The following is a 13886-nucleotide window of genomic DNA, read 5'->3' as shown; positions in this document are numbered from 1 at the left end:
CAGTAAAACCAAAGTAACTGGAGAAATCTCATGGCAACTTCATTCGTCCTCAATCAGCTTGCATCACGGTTAAAAAATGAAACCGCCAGCCAGCACCAACAGATGCATCTTTTGATGGAGAAAGCTCAAGTATTTGCTGATACACAGCGTTATGCAAAATTTACCTTGGCTCAATATTATTTTCAGCAAAATGTCGAATATTTATTTCGACATCCTGAGGTTTCCGCGCTTATTTCTGATTTGGATATTCGTGGTCGTTCTCAGGCAGCGTTACTGGATCTTTATGACTTGCAGCTCAAACCAGAAGCACAGGAACTACTCACTGAAAATGTCGGTTTTCCGGAAGCCTTAGGCTGGATCTATGTCTCGGAAGGTTCGACTTTGGGGGCAGCGTTTTTATTTAAACAAGCACAGCAGCTTTTAGGATTTACTGCTGAGTTTGGGGCACGTAATCTGGCTGCATATCCAGAAGGCAGAGCACGGGTGTGGAAGCACTTCATTGCTGAACTTGATATGGCTCAATTGAGTGAGAGTGAACAAGATCAAGTCATTTTAGGAGCTACACAGGCATTTGATTACTTTGGCAGCTTGCTGAAAGATATTGATTAAGCAGCAACCCTATGCCCAAAAATGCTTCTTTAAGGTGTAAGGCGAAAAGCACAGATTGCGGTGATGTAGAGGCTTTACAAGCACCGCAAAAAGAAAAACTCCATGCATCGCTTATCATGCGTGGAGTGTTTATCACACTAACCATTGTTTGTCTGGTTTTGGCAGTGCTGGGTATCGTATTACCTGGCGTGCCTACTTTTGATTTCTTATTCCTCGCCACCTTTTTTGCTGCTAAAGGCTCTACGAGATTGCATCACTGGATTCATCAGAATCGCTATATTCATCTGCTGCTTACACAATATACAGGCGGGTTTAAATCCATATCCCGTGTACGTAAGTGGATGATGACCTTAACTATTGTTTTAATTTTAATCAGTTTGATACTTTCATCTCTGCATATGCACATCAAGTTAACGCTCATGCTTATTTTGCTAGTTTGTATGCTATGGATATGGAGCAGAGCAGAAAAAATTGAAATTTAATGTCATATTTTTGGAAATCACTGGGTAATGATTATTGAAAATGAAAATCATTAGCAAGTGTGGATCCTCCTATGAAATTTAAGAAGCAAACTCTCGCAATCTTCATACACTGTTTTTGTATCAGTGGAGCTTATGCCGAAATAACCTCATCTATTCAGGTATTAGACAAGCCCGCAGTAGAGAGAAATTATCAAATTGCAGAGAACCAATTGGGATATGTGCTGTCAAGCTTTGCGGCTCAGTCTGGCATTGTATTGAGCTATGATTCTAGTCACTTAAAGGGGTTAAAAAGTAAGGGAATCGTAGGAAAGTACTCTGTCAAGCAGGGTTTTGACTATCTCTTGGCTGATCAACCTTATCAAGTGATTAAACAAGGGCAAACCTATCTTTTAGTACCCAAAACCAGTTCCATGCTTGGGCATGCTGAGAAACTCACTTCCAATGCAAATACTGGTTCACAATTAGAGCAGAATGCGAAAGCTCTTGTCCTGATGCCAGAAATTAAAGTGAATGCCGAACCACAAAAGCAAAAGGTGAATACCACTCATCTTGATCGAGAACAGATTAGTCGATTCAGAGGAACGGGGAATGGTGATGTGTTTTCCGATATTGCAGGGGTACAAGTCAACAGTTTACGCAATGAAGCGGGTGCGATTGATATCGGCATTCGTGGTATGCAGGGCGAAGGACGTGTACCAGTCATCATTGATGGTAGTTTACAGTCCAGTCATACCTTTAGAGGTTATCAGGGAGAGAGTGACCGTACATACATCGATATGGATTTGATCAGTCAAATCGAGGTTGAGAAAGGTGCATCTCGGGCTAAATTTAGCGTGGGAGGAATTGGGGGAATTGTAAAAATGAGGACCTTAAGCGCCAATGACATTCTACTGCCCAATCAAAATGCGGGTGTAATGCTCAAAGGAAGCTTCTACAACAATAACAGAACACCTCATACCTCAGATAATGAAAAGGAGCAGATGTCTTATCGGCTTCATAACAAAATTTCCTCAAACAATTTTCAAAATGGCGCAGGCACATTGGCACTGGCTTATCGAAACGATATGTTTGATTTGGTTGCTGCTTATAGTAAGCGAGAAGTCGGCAATTACTATGCTGGAAAACATGGTATTGAGTATTACGAAAAACGGGATATCGTCGATGTGGGCCCTGGTCAAGAGGTCGTGAATACCAGTTATCAAAGTGATTCGGGTATTATTAAAGCTGGAATGAATATCACTGATGAACATCGTGTGGAGGTAAATTTACGTCGTCATGTGCAAAAAGCGGGTGAAGTCATGGCCTTTTATTGGAGTCGATCCAAAGTGATTGATCCCAACTCACCGCCATACGGCTATATCGATGACGAGTATGTTGAGCCAAAATATATAGAAGATGCTTATACCATGCCGCAATGGTCTTTAGGTTCAGCTGCAATTAATGCATTCAGTACGAGCTATACGTACAAGCCTAAGTATAATCCGTGGGTAGACCTCGAATTAGGGGTGTGGCATACCAATGCCAAATATCGTCAGCACAATGGCATGATCGGTATGAAAAATTCGAGTTATGGTGATCAATATTGGGGGAGTTTTCAAGATTATCGTAGTGGTTTGAACCTAGAAAATACCAGTAAATTTGATCAGGTCACATTGAATTATGGCTTAACCTACGATGAACAGCGTATGAAGCCACGTAATTTGATTGATCATGAAATTGCACGGGATGGATTGCGTAAAGAGTCCTCAGTTTTCCTTAATGGCGATTATCTTTTTAATGATTTTACTTTGAGTTTAGGGAGTAAATGGCATAAAGCCAAAGTGAAAGACTATGGTGATCAATATCGACCAATGACACCGGTGGCGCATTCAGACTTAAATAATAAGGGGTATGCTGTACGTGACTTTGGAGGAAACATCGATTGGATGTCTCAACTCAACTATAAGTTGTGGGACGGTATCGATCTTTATGGAAAACTCTCCAATACACATCGTAGTCCAAGTCTGTTTGAATCAACTGTTTCTGGTCAAACCTTTAGTTATGATCCAGACCTGCCGATTAAGCCAGAGAATTCGCGTCTTATTGAATTAGGATTTATGGGAGAGCGAGAAAATCTATTCGCTCAAGATGATCATTTGAAATTTAACCTGAATTATTTCCGTAATCAAACTAAGGATTTTCTGACACAAGGCGTGCAAAGAAAAGATATTCCAAACCAGATTACCCCTGACTATATTCTTCCATATACAACTTCTTATACATTCGTCAATTATAATCAAGTTGTGATGAAAGGTTTGGAGTTGGATCTTTCTTATAACCACCCAAGTTTCTTTGCCAGTTTGAATGGAATCTTGTATCAAGCACCCAAAGTTTGCCCAGCAACTAAAGAGGAATGTAATGAAGTGGGTGATTCTTGGAGTTTGATCTCAACTCGTCTGCCGCCGCGTAAGATTTTTAATATCACGATCGGTAAAAATCTGTTCGAAAATAAATTGGTTGTTGGTGCACGTGCTAAATACCATTCGGAAAAGACAAATCCTAAAGGTTGGCTGGCAGGTACAGGTGTAAGTGGACGAGCAGTGACCGAAATTTCTTCTGAAACTTTAATTGATGTATTTGCGAGTTATAAGTGGAATCCAAATTTAGCGTTGTCATTTAATGTCGATAACTTAACAAATCGTTATAACTTTGATCCAGGTACCGTGATTGGTATGCCGATTCCAGGACGTACCATCAAAGCAGGCGTTGAAATAAAATTCTAGGACACAAAACGATAAGGTTTTTAGCCTAGAGCCTTATCGTTGTTTCATCACAGCGGATTCATTCTCTCATCGAAATTTTCCAATAAAACAAACTCTAATGGCTTTAAGTCATCTAGGTTTTGTAGGTATTGCTCAAAATCGACCACGATCTTTTGTCTGTCTTCTTGGCTGATGTAAGGTACATGGTAAGCAATAAATGGTGGCAGTACTTCAAAGCCCACATAAGCCAATGTGCCACGTTGTAGTGATGATAGATAGTGCTCAATCGGACCATGCACCGAACCTTCACCAAACATATGTTCACGACCGCCAAGTGTTAAACACAGCATTGCTTTTTTGCCAGTCATTCCACCATGATTGTAGAAACGTTTACCACCATAAAACAGACCCGATACAAACACACGATCAATCCAACCCTTTAAGATGGCTGGTACAGAGGTCCAATACAAAGGAAAGCTAAATATCACCAGATCAGCACGTTGTACTTTTTCGATTTCCGCTTGGATATCTGCTGCAAATTGCTGTTGTTTAAATGCATGACGCTGTTCCAACGCATAATTAAAATAATCAGCTTGACTCAGGCTGCCAAAATCATCTTTAGAAGCAACAGGATTAAAATTCATTGCATAGAGATCAGAAACCTCGACAGTATGACCTTGCTGTTCAAAAGTCTGCTGCGCTGTATCTTTTAGGGCCGAGGTAAATGACTGCTTTTCAGGATGTGCATGTACGATCAAAATATGCATGATTTCACCAGTTTAAAATCTGAGTTTCTAGATAGGGCTACTATGCTTAAAGTAAGAAAGCTGTCATAGTTCATTAACCGCCAATATTTACCATTTCACGCCAAATTTCCGCTGTCTCATGGAGATCACATGAATCCAGAATTACCCGGTACTTACGTCAATTTATTGGTTGAAGTCATACAAAAATGGAATGTGTCTTCTGAACAGCTTTTGTCTGGAACAGGGATTTCAGCACAAACTTTAAGTGCGCCGTTTTGGTATGTAGATTTCGATATCTTCAATCATCTATTGGATAAAGCAGCATTATTGACACATGAACCTGCGATTAGCCTCTATCTTGCGGAGGAAATGCGAATCTCTTGTTATGGTCATGTTGGCATTGCCGCGACTGCCTCTGAAACTCTAGGGGATGCAATCAAGATTCTAGAGCAGTTTATTGGCTTACATTGTTCTGTGTTTAAACCCAAATTAAAGATTGAAGGTGACTTGGCTTATTTGTATTTCAACCAACCTTCTCAAAAATTTAAGTTGAATCGACATGGAATGATGTTCTTGATCTTGGGTTTTTCACAAATTTTGGAAAACTTAGCCCAAAATAAACTTGGAATCCACTTTAAGTTTCAACAGGACAAACCAGATTTTTATAAAAACACACAAAAATTCAATCATTCAAATATCAGTTTCGAGTGTGAAAAAGATTGTTTAAGCTTCCATAAGGCATCGTTATCACTCCCGTTAAAGACCGCAGATGCGTTACTGGCACGCTTAAGCAAACAACAATGTGAGCAAGATGCTGATAAGCTTGCGCTGAAAAGGGATCAAAAAAATCGCTTGGATTCACAAGTCAAAACCTTGCTATATGATGAAGATGATGGCTTCTTATCGCTGAAACAAGTCGCGGAAAAACTCCATCTTTCAGAGCGGACCCTACAGCGACAGTTAAGCAATAATCAAACGTCGTTCCAGAGCCTTGTGGCCGAAGTACGTAGGAATCAGGCGGAGCAGTTATTAAAACAACCCAAGCTTTCGATTGAGCAAATTGCGGAACGTTTGGGCTATGCTGATATTTCGCATTTTTCACGGGCATTTAAGAAATGGACCAATGTGACACCGAAGTTCTATCGACAAGTCAGCATTGGCCATTCTTCGTTTTAAGGATCAGCTCCACCAATAGCGAAGGATATGGAAAAAAATCGGTGCAGAGAAACAGATAGAGTCGATACGATCTAACATACCGCCGTGACCTTGAATAAGCTGTCCCCAATCTTTCACACCACGATCGCGTTTGATGGCAGACATAACCAAACCACCAAAGAAACCAAAAATACACACAATCAATCCAGTCAGTGTGGCTTGCCAATAATTGAATGGGGTGAGTGATGACATCAATACACCGAGTGCGGTTGCGAGAACAATGCCGCCAATTAAGCCTTCTACAGTTTTTGATGGAGAAAGTGTTGGGGCAACTTTATGTTTTCCAAAGAGTTTGCCACATACATATTGCAGGACATCTGAGGCTTGTACCACCATAATTAGCCAAATCGCCAGCCAAATTTTTTCCCCTTTAAATTGGGGTAAATCCAGATTTAACAGAGCAGGAACATGAGAGATACAGAATACACTGACCATCAAACCCCATTGAATTTTGGCACTGCGTTCCAAAAAGTGTGTGGTATCTTCCAGCTTTAAACTGGCAATTGGAATCAATAAGAATACATAGAGTGGAATGAAAATTGAAAATAACCCATACCAGTTGGTATAGACCAAATAATATTGATAGGGAATAACAAAGTAGAACGCGATCAGCAAAGGCAGATAGTCGCCACGACGTGTTGGTAATAAACTAATAAATTCGCGTAGTGCAAAAAACGAAATAAGACCGAATAGCACAATAAAAGCAGTTTTTCCCAATAGAATGGCTGCTGCCAAGACTATCAGCATGATCCACCACGCATTGATACGCGCATTCAAATTATCAATAACAGGAGAAGGGGCAGTACCTGCTTTTTGTTTGAGGATAAAGCCAATGGTTGAGGCGATAATCAAAATGACTGCAAAGATGCCAAACAATAGATAGGTTTGTTGTAAGTTGTCTAAACTCATTGATTCTCAGCCTCTTTTAATTTTAATAATTGCTGCTGAGCATGTTGTAAAAACTGTTCCTTATCTGCGAATTGATTGAGGACTAAAGGTTCACCAAAAATAACAGTAGAAAGTAAAGGCAGTGGGATGAAAGCACCTTTGGGCATCACCCGTTTTAAGTTAGAAATCCAAACGGGAATAACCTCAACATCGGGGAATTGTTGACTGAGATGAAACAGTCCACTTTTGAACTCAAGGAGTTCAACATCATCATTTAAGTTACGGGTTCCTTCAGGGAAGAAAATAATGGAATAGCCTTCCGCTAAAACATCTTTAACCGGTTGTAAGGGATCTTGTTGATCGCTACGATTGCGTTGAATGGTGACACCCGAAAAGGTGTCTTGGATCAAAAAACGTCTAAATCCATCTTTCAGCCAATAATCAGACGCTGCGATTGGGCGAGTTTGTCTGCGTATATGAATGGGTAAGGAAGACCATAATAAAATGAAATCGATATGACTATTATGGTTGGCATAGTAGATACGCTGCTTAAGTTCTGGTTCACAGCCGACCCATAAACTTCTTGCACCCGTTAATAACCGTGCGCCACGACGGGTGAGAAATGCGATAAAACGAGCAACTGATTGCGTGATTATATTTTTTTTCATTCAACCTTCATCTATGTGCTAGTTTATAAAAAAGTATAATAAATACAGAATACTGTATTAAGACAATGAAGATCTGTATTTTTAAGAGTCTTAAGCAGCCTTTAAAGCGTTCCGGCCAATCGCGATCTGTTTTATTGGATGGAATCAATTTTAAATTTAACAATGATTGATCCAATTGCTGAGTAAAACTTTCTACGTCCTCAGGCTGGTCAACCATATGCTGTAACAGACCACGATCAAACTCAATTCGAATAAATAAGTAATGATGAATCGCCAATAGTCCACTTACGAGTAAAAGTGGAATCAAGATTGGTATGCTTGAAAATAAAAATAGGCTCACAACTGACAAAACAAAGACCAAATAGCCGGACTTTAAAATACTCTGAGTTTGCTTGAGCAATTGGCTAACCACGACAAAATTCATTTTCATAGTTGCTTCTCCTGAGTGAGCAGCAGTTGGAAACGTTTAATTTCAGCAATATGTGTCTCACTCAAAACGATCCAAGGACGTGACTTTTGAATTAAGCTAACAGCTTCCTCTGAGGTATTCACATAGCCTTGTTGTAATAGCCATGCAATCAATACACTACAACTGCGTGAATAGCCAAGTGCGCAAAAAATCAATACTTGTTGTGGTTCATTTGCTTGTATTAAAGGCTGAATAAAGTGATCAAACTTTTTTGATGCTTCTAATAATTGTGCGCTTTGGATTGGAATTAGATCAAGCGTACTGTATTTTTCATAATGATGAACATTGTTTGCAGGCAATTCGGCACAACAATCAAATACAGCATGATATTGCTGAGAATGGATTGTTGCTGGAATACGACCTAGATAAAGCTCAACACCGTTTAACTGTAGAATCAATGAATCCTCAGGATGTTGATAGGTCCAAACACGGCTATTTAGCCATGCCACTAGAAAATATGGGGCAAAAAGTAAGTACGCAGCAACCGTCATTCGGCCATTTTCTTGCTTTTGGAAAAAATGAGGTCTAACCAAAAAGTATGCTAAAGCGACTAAGAAAAGACTGATTGCTGGATATAACATCCATAGCCATGCGCCTTTAAATAAAAATGCAGGCGATGTACAAACTAAGGCTCCAATCAGATAGAAACACCCTAATTTTAAATGTTTGCTCGTCAATCGCTGCAAGCCATTTTTTTGATAAGGTGCTTTAACCGTGAGTGGAAATAGCCATAAACATAGTGCACCAACCAATAGCCCCAATGGAATATCAATAAAATGATGCTGCCATGTGGTTAAAACAGAGAGTCCGATCAGGAATGACCAAACATGAACCAACCAACGGTAGCTTGGCTTGATGTGTCGACGATAAAAATCCCACAAAATCACCAAAAGCACGATATGTAAGGAGGGTGCTTGGTTAAAGGGTTTATCAAAACCCATGAGCACATCAAACCAGAGTCCAAAGAACCCATCTAACTCGGCTCGTTGAAAACTAAACTTGAGCGGATAGATGATAAAGCAGCTGATGGAAATAAGTTGGGCAAAAAATAGCCTAAGTGAATGTTGTTTTAATTCAAATTTATTCCAACATAATAGCAATGATAAACCATAGAAAAGATCAATCGACCAATAAGGTACAATAGTCCATGCCCAAAGTGGAATGTGATGTTCCCAAGCGAAAACGATACTTGGAACATGAGCTAAACTCGAGGCGTACTGATTTGCAAAACCATAGGTTAAAAAGAAAAAAGGGGCTAAAAAGACTAAACAAAGTAGCCCCCATTTCCATGTACCTGGTTGACGATATAAGATATTATTTTGCATAAAAGGTCTTTATTTAAATTTTTTGAGCAACAGAAACCGTAAAAATTCCAAATTCATCAATGCATTGATCCACTTTTTTAAAGCCAGCTTGTTCAACCAGTGCATCCATTTCGGCTTGTGAGCGTAAGCGCATCACCCAAGCATCACCTTGACGGTGTGAAGTTAAAGCACGTGCAATAAACTCTTGTTGCGGGTGCCAAATTTGTCCTGTGTAAATCAGAAAACCACCTTGCAACATGGCTTGATGAATACCTGAAAGTGATTGTCTTAATAAGTCATTATCACTAAACAGCTCATAAAGCCCAGACACAATGACCAAATTTGGCTTTGGTTTCACTTTGGCCAATGACGCCGTGTCAAAGGCATCACCGAGTTCAAATTGGGCGATATTGTCCAGTTTTCGTTCTTGGATTAATGCAGAACCAGACTCAACATTTAATTCACTATAATCTCTAAGTAACACTGATTTTGGTGGAGTTGGCAATTGGCTCACAGCATCTAAAATATAGCGACCATGACCCGCTGCAATATCTAGGATGCGAATGTCCTTACGTTGCTTATTTAGAACTTGTGCATATTTCGCCAATAACTGCTCGATATGCTGTTTACGTACGCGGATGCCACGCCAACCAATCGCATTTAAGTATTGCTGATCGATAATATTGCCAAGAATATTTTTACTTTCACCTTGATTTCGATAAACAAAATCTAAAGTGCTACCTGAGTCATAACCTGTATCTTCACCAATTTTTAAGCCATGGGAGAATTTACTACCGAGCTTTAAATGACGTTTGGTTAAATTCCAGAATAGATTTTTGATGGAAGAAGCGGGAAGTGGGCTACTCAGTTGTTCAGCTGTCGCGCAGCTTGAACCAATTTTATCAGCATTCAGTACATCAGGCGCCTGATAATCCTCAGCAAAGCTTTGTAATATAAAACGACGAATTTTCTCTATTGCAATATGGCGGTCTTTTTCACCTAAAGTATCGTGATAGAAACCATCTAGTACATGGAACTCTTTTCGTGGATGAGGAAGTTTTGCATAAAACTGCTGTTGTGGTTTTCGGAACACCACAAAGTCCGACCCAGAACATAAAACTTGAGTAGGAACAAAGATATTTTGTGCATCATTAACGATACGTTCAGATGCTGCATATAAGCCCAAAAGCATTCGTACAGAAATGGCTTTGGCAATTTGTGGGTCTGTATCATAGGTTTTTGCACGCTCAACATCATGCGTCAGCATATTGGCTTTTACATAACTGGTAATAAAGAAATTACCTTTGAGTTTGCTTAAAACAGTTAAACCTGTTTTTGCAAAAGGTACATACAATTTAATATCAAATGCGGGTGAAGCTAAGCATAAGGCTCTGATTTTTGGTGCATAATCATGGACCCATGTGGCTGCTAAAACAGCGCCAACACTTTGACCAATGACGGCGATATTAGTTGATAGGATGTTATAGGTGGATTCAATATGTTGCACAAAATATTGAATATCTTTCACACATGCAGAGAAACTTGGCGCATCACCACGTAAACCTGGTGAATCTCCATGTCCACGAGCATCCCATGCAAAAAAATCAAATTCTGGTAGGTTAAGCTCATTGACCAAATGTGCCATACGTCCAGAGTGTTCATGACCACGATGGAATAAGATAATTGCTTTTTTTGTCTCTTTTTCTGTAGTTGCTGGCCAATGTTGATAGGCTAATTGAGTCTCATCGTGGCTGGTAAATACATGTTTTTGTGAGCTTTGCATCTGATTTTCCTTAAAGTAGAATACTGTTTTTAATACGGTTATAAATTGTCAAAACCAATAGTGCTGCAATGAAAATAAGCAGTCCATTGCAGAAGTAAGTTATTGAATTTGTGTAATTATTTTCTATTAAATAAGGGCTAAAACTGACACATAACGCAATTAAACTAAACCAAAATGCACGATCACTCTTACCCATGGGACCATCATAACGGCGTTCCTGACCAATTAATGGAGCCATAACACCAGCATATTCACTCAGAATCGCTAGAAAGACAACTAAGCCCAACAGGAATGGGTTGATGAAAGCTAAGCCTAAAAAACACAGATAAAGCGCTGAATCGGAGATGACATCACAGATTTCATTTAAATATGCGCCAATTTTTGATTGTTGATTAAATTCACGTGCGAGCATGCCATCAATTGCATTAAAGCCCATACGAACCAACATCCATACAGGAAATAGTAAAAACAGGATTAAAGGTTGTTGGTAAAGATGCAGGCTGTAAAGTGCGATTGCTAAAGCGACAGAGATTAACATTGCTAAAAGCGTAACTTGATTCGCTGTAATCTTTTTAAAGTAAAGCCATTGTACAAATGGACGAAGTAAATTCTGAAATGCTGGTTTTAACTGATAAATCGAAGGCATTGTTATTGATATATGCATATTTATATAGTGCATAGCATTGTGTGTAACTTTCTAATGTATGTCAACAGAGATTGGGATAGCAGGAAAATGGTAATTATAGTAGTTGCTAAGAATCATATTATTGATAATTATATAATTTCGCATAATGTATATTATGTTAAATGAAATATCTAAGACTGTGGCCTACACAATACTGTTTGTTGCCACAGCCCAGCAACGTGAATTATGATCGTAGAGATTCACGTTGCTGAGGATCCTAAGTAACATAATATAAGTTATGCCGAAATCAGATTTTTATAAGTCTTAATAACTCGATCATGAATCATAAAACTGCTGTGCTCTTTTTATGATGTAGTCTTGCCTCAGCAACATCTAAATCCGGTACTTCAACAGATGGCAGTATGGAGTCTTGTTCAACTTGTTTATTGATACTTAAGTCCTGATTGGCCTTTTCTGATTTCGCCTTAACCTTTTGCTCACGCAATCCTTTAGCTGGTGCCCATTGCAAAATTGGTAAAGCTCGAGCAACAGCAAGTAAGATACGGTCATTCAATGCTTCACTTTTGACTCTATATTCAGGAGTAAAGTCTCGATCTGTTGCATAAACACCTATAGGTAAAGTCTGTGCTTGGAAAAAGCTAAACAAAGGACGAAGTTGATGCTCGAGTACCAAAGCATGGCGATCACTCCCACCCGATGCTGCAAGTAGTACCGGGACATCCACTAAAGCGGTCTGCTCAACAAAATCAAATAAATGTTTAAACAGTCCCGTAAAAGAAGCACGATAAACTGGCGTACCAACGATTAAGGCATCAGCGGCTTCAATAGCAGCCAAATCATCTTGTACTTGTTTGGGTAACTGACTCCGATAAATTGCACCACCCAATAAAGGACCAATTTCACTAAGTTTTACAAACTTCACATTTATTTCTATTGCTTGCGCTAATTCATCCAAAATCGTTTGAATCAAACTTTCAGTTTTTGATGGGCTGTTAAGACCACCTGAAACCGCGACAATGTTGAGTGGTTTATCATTTGAATATGACATTACTTGACCTTTAGAAAAATTAATACTTTGACTTATATGGAACAAACCAAGACTTCTAGTTAAAGTCTTGGTTGAATAGGATTGAGAGCGATTCTAAGCAATACGATACTTTGATTCTTCGGGTATACGTTGTAATGCCTGACGTTGGTTTTTAAAATGTGGCAGAACGTGTTCACCTAAACGATAAGCTTCTTCTAAATGCGGATAACCGGCAAGGAAGAACAAGTCAATTCCAATACTGTTATATTCCTTAATACGTTCAACAATCTGTTGGTAGCTACCCACCAAAGCAACACCTGGAGGGATACCAATGTAGCCAAAGCCAGACCAAACATTGGGATGAATGAAGAAATCATTCACATTTTTGCTTCCATCTTTATCCGCATATTCTTTTTCAAAACTGAGTACTCGCGCTGATCTGAGTCCTGCATGAGCAGCTGAAGCATGCAAACGTTGCTTCTCTGCTGCTTCATCTAAATAACGTTGTGCCTCTGCCAAAGCTTCCTGTTCGCTACGGCGAGCAATTGTATCAATGGATAGACCAAACTTGATGTTATCTCGACCATACTTCGCAGCACGTTGACGCACATCCGCAATCAATGCGGCAATCTCACTTGGTTTTTCAGCACGCATTAAATAATAATCTGCGTGCTTTGCGCCAAACTCACGTGCAGCTTCAGAAGAACCTGCAGTACAAATGATAGGTAGCTCAGCCTTGTTGAGCGGATATTTCAATCCTCCGCCCTCAGCAGAATAATATTTGCCTTGGTAATGGAATGATTCATTGTGCCAATATCCTTTCACCACATCTAAAAATTCTGCGGCACGAATATAACGGTCATCATGAGGCGTAGCGTCGCCAACTTGACGCTGAATGAATTCAGAACCTCCATTAATGATATTCCACACCAGACGGTTACCTGTTGCACGTTGGTAGGTTGCTGCACTTTGTACGGCGTTATATGGACTAAAGTGATAAGGCTGGAATGCAGTCACAAAATTCAGTCGCTTGGTTTCTCTGGCTAATAGCGAACACACCGTCCAAGGCTCCTCTCCTGTTGGTGCATTGACCATCAAAGCACCTGCGAAACCATTGATTTCTGCTGCGCGCGCCACCTGTGCTAAATAGTCAATATAAGTAAAGTCATCCCCGACTTGATAGTTAGATGTCGCTCCCGTATTTTCTACGCCAGGTACTCGTGCCCAATCACCACGATTTCGAGGATCACCTGCTAAAAATTCAGCTTCACCGTGTAACGGCAGGCGAGTAAAAAATTCAATTCCCAT

13 protein-coding genes are annotated in these 13886 nt (G+C 39.7%); 4 read left to right on the top strand and 9 right to left on the bottom strand.

All coding sequences use genetic code 11. From position 1 onward, the window contains the following. Positions 1-30 precede the first annotated feature (30 nt). The 3 genes from A7P55_RS16215 (at position 31) to A7P55_RS16205 (ending at position 3853) form a co-directional block, all read left to right on the top strand. Entirely contained in the window at positions 31-609 is a 579-nt protein-coding gene (locus A7P55_RS16215) for a biliverdin-producing heme oxygenase (protein ID WP_171552904.1), read from the top strand. 11 nt (positions 610-620) lie between these two features. Then, positions 621-1091, top strand: coding sequence for a YbaN family protein (locus A7P55_RS16210; RefSeq protein ID WP_171552903.1), 471 nt, complete (start codon positions 621-623; stop codon positions 1089-1091). 71 nt (positions 1092-1162) lie between these two features. Next, positions 1163-3853: a TonB-dependent receptor gene (locus A7P55_RS16205; protein WP_171552902.1), complete on the top strand. Its 2691-nt coding sequence runs from the start codon at positions 1163-1165 to the stop codon at positions 3851-3853. 47 nt (positions 3854-3900) lie between these two features. Here the strand turns inward: A7P55_RS16205 and A7P55_RS16200 are convergent, their stop codons facing one another. After that, on the bottom strand, positions 3901-4599 hold the full coding sequence (locus A7P55_RS16200; protein WP_171552901.1) for an NAD(P)H-dependent oxidoreductase: 699 nt from the start codon (positions 4597-4599) through the stop codon (positions 3901-3903). A 129-nt stretch (positions 4600-4728) separates the two neighbouring features. Between A7P55_RS16200 and A7P55_RS16195 the strand changes: the two genes are divergently transcribed. Continuing rightward, positions 4729-5754: a helix-turn-helix domain-containing protein gene (locus A7P55_RS16195; protein ID WP_171552900.1), complete on the top strand. Its 1026-nt coding sequence runs from the start codon at positions 4729-4731 to the stop codon at positions 5752-5754. A gap of 3 nt (positions 5755-5757) precedes the next feature. On the opposite strand, the gene A7P55_RS16190 is transcribed toward A7P55_RS16195, so the two are convergent. The 8 genes from A7P55_RS16190 to A7P55_RS16155 all read right to left on the bottom strand — a co-directional run bounded on the left by A7P55_RS16190 (position 5758) and on the right by A7P55_RS16155 (position 13886). Further along, complete coding sequence (locus tag A7P55_RS16190) at positions 5758-6702, bottom strand: phosphatidate cytidylyltransferase (protein WP_171552899.1); 945 nt, start codon at positions 6700-6702, stop codon at positions 5758-5760. Then, positions 6699-7349, bottom strand: a complete 651-nt coding sequence (locus tag A7P55_RS16185) for a lysophospholipid acyltransferase family protein (RefSeq protein ID WP_016540166.1) — start codon at positions 7347-7349, stop codon at positions 6699-6701. Before A7P55_RS16185 ends, A7P55_RS16190 begins: the two co-directional genes overlap by 4 nt. Positions 7350-7356: 7 nt before the next feature. Continuing rightward, complete coding sequence (locus A7P55_RS16180; protein WP_171552898.1) at positions 7357-7779, bottom strand: hypothetical protein; 423 nt, start codon at positions 7777-7779, stop codon at positions 7357-7359. After that, entirely contained in the window at positions 7776-9143 is a 1368-nt protein-coding gene (locus tag A7P55_RS16175) for a phosphatase PAP2/dual specificity phosphatase family protein (protein ID WP_171552897.1), read from the bottom strand. Before A7P55_RS16175 ends, A7P55_RS16180 begins: the two co-directional genes overlap by 4 nt. A 13-nt stretch (positions 9144-9156) precedes the next feature. Beyond that, positions 9157-10905, bottom strand: a complete 1749-nt coding sequence (locus A7P55_RS16170; protein WP_171552896.1) for a bifunctional alpha/beta hydrolase/class I SAM-dependent methyltransferase — start codon at positions 10903-10905, stop codon at positions 9157-9159. Between the two features lie 10 nt (positions 10906-10915). Next, positions 10916-11551 carry a CDP-alcohol phosphatidyltransferase family protein gene (locus tag A7P55_RS16165; RefSeq protein ID WP_171552895.1) on the bottom strand — a complete coding sequence of 212 codons (636 nt, stop codon included), beginning with the start codon at positions 11549-11551 and terminating at the stop codon, positions 10916-10918. A 322-nt stretch (positions 11552-11873) separates the two neighbouring features. Further along, positions 11874-12599 carry an FMN reductase gene (msuE, locus tag A7P55_RS16160; RefSeq protein WP_171552894.1) on the bottom strand — a complete coding sequence of 242 codons (726 nt, stop codon included), beginning with the start codon at positions 12597-12599 and terminating at the stop codon, positions 11874-11876. Between the two features lie 93 nt (positions 12600-12692). Further along, positions 12693-13886, bottom strand: coding sequence for an LLM class flavin-dependent oxidoreductase (locus tag A7P55_RS16155; RefSeq protein WP_171552893.1), 1194 nt, complete (start codon positions 13884-13886; stop codon positions 12693-12695).

The organism is Acinetobacter sp. Ac_5812 (assembly GCF_013072695.1).
Taxonomy (GTDB): Bacteria; Pseudomonadota; Gammaproteobacteria; order Pseudomonadales; family Moraxellaceae; genus Acinetobacter.
This window is presented reverse-complemented; position numbering and strand designations above follow the sequence as displayed.

What these genes read in the sequence shown, in the direction of transcription:
- A7P55_RS16215 (WP_171552904.1), top strand. Translation starts at nt 31, where the DNA reads ATGGCAACTTCATTCGTCCTCAATCAGCTTGCATCACGGTTAAAAAAT.
- A7P55_RS16210 (WP_171552903.1), top strand. Translation starts at nt 621, where the DNA reads ATGCCCAAAAATGCTTCTTTAAGGTGTAAGGCGAAAAGCACAGATTGC.
- A7P55_RS16205 (WP_171552902.1), top strand. Translation starts at nt 1,163, where the DNA reads ATGAAATTTAAGAAGCAAACTCTCGCAATCTTCATACACTGTTTTTGT.
- A7P55_RS16200 (WP_171552901.1), bottom strand. Translation starts at nt 4,599, where the DNA reads ATGCATATTTTGATCGTACATGCACATCCTGAAAAGCAGTCATTTACC.
- A7P55_RS16195 (WP_171552900.1), top strand. Translation starts at nt 4,729, where the DNA reads ATGAATCCAGAATTACCCGGTACTTACGTCAATTTATTGGTTGAAGTC.
- A7P55_RS16190 (WP_171552899.1), bottom strand. Translation starts at nt 6,702, where the DNA reads ATGAGTTTAGACAACTTACAACAAACCTATCTATTGTTTGGCATCTTT.
- A7P55_RS16185 (WP_016540166.1), bottom strand. Translation starts at nt 7,349, where the DNA reads ATGAAAAAAAATATAATCACGCAATCAGTTGCTCGTTTTATCGCATTT.
- A7P55_RS16180 (WP_171552898.1), bottom strand. Translation starts at nt 7,779, where the DNA reads ATGAAAATGAATTTTGTCGTGGTTAGCCAATTGCTCAAGCAAACTCAG.
- A7P55_RS16175 (WP_171552897.1), bottom strand. Translation starts at nt 9,143, where the DNA reads ATGCAAAATAATATCTTATATCGTCAACCAGGTACATGGAAATGGGGG.
- A7P55_RS16170 (WP_171552896.1), bottom strand. Translation starts at nt 10,905, where the DNA reads ATGCAAAGCTCACAAAAACATGTATTTACCAGCCACGATGAGACTCAA.
- A7P55_RS16165 (WP_171552895.1), bottom strand. Translation starts at nt 11,551, where the DNA reads ATGCCTTCGATTTATCAGTTAAAACCAGCATTTCAGAATTTACTTCGT.
- msuE (WP_171552894.1), bottom strand. Translation starts at nt 12,599, where the DNA reads ATGTCATATTCAAATGATAAACCACTCAACATTGTCGCGGTTTCAGGT.
- A7P55_RS16155 (WP_171552893.1), bottom strand. Translation starts at nt 13,886, where the DNA reads ATGGGAATTGAATTTTTTACTCGCCTGCCGTTACACGGTGAAGCTGAA.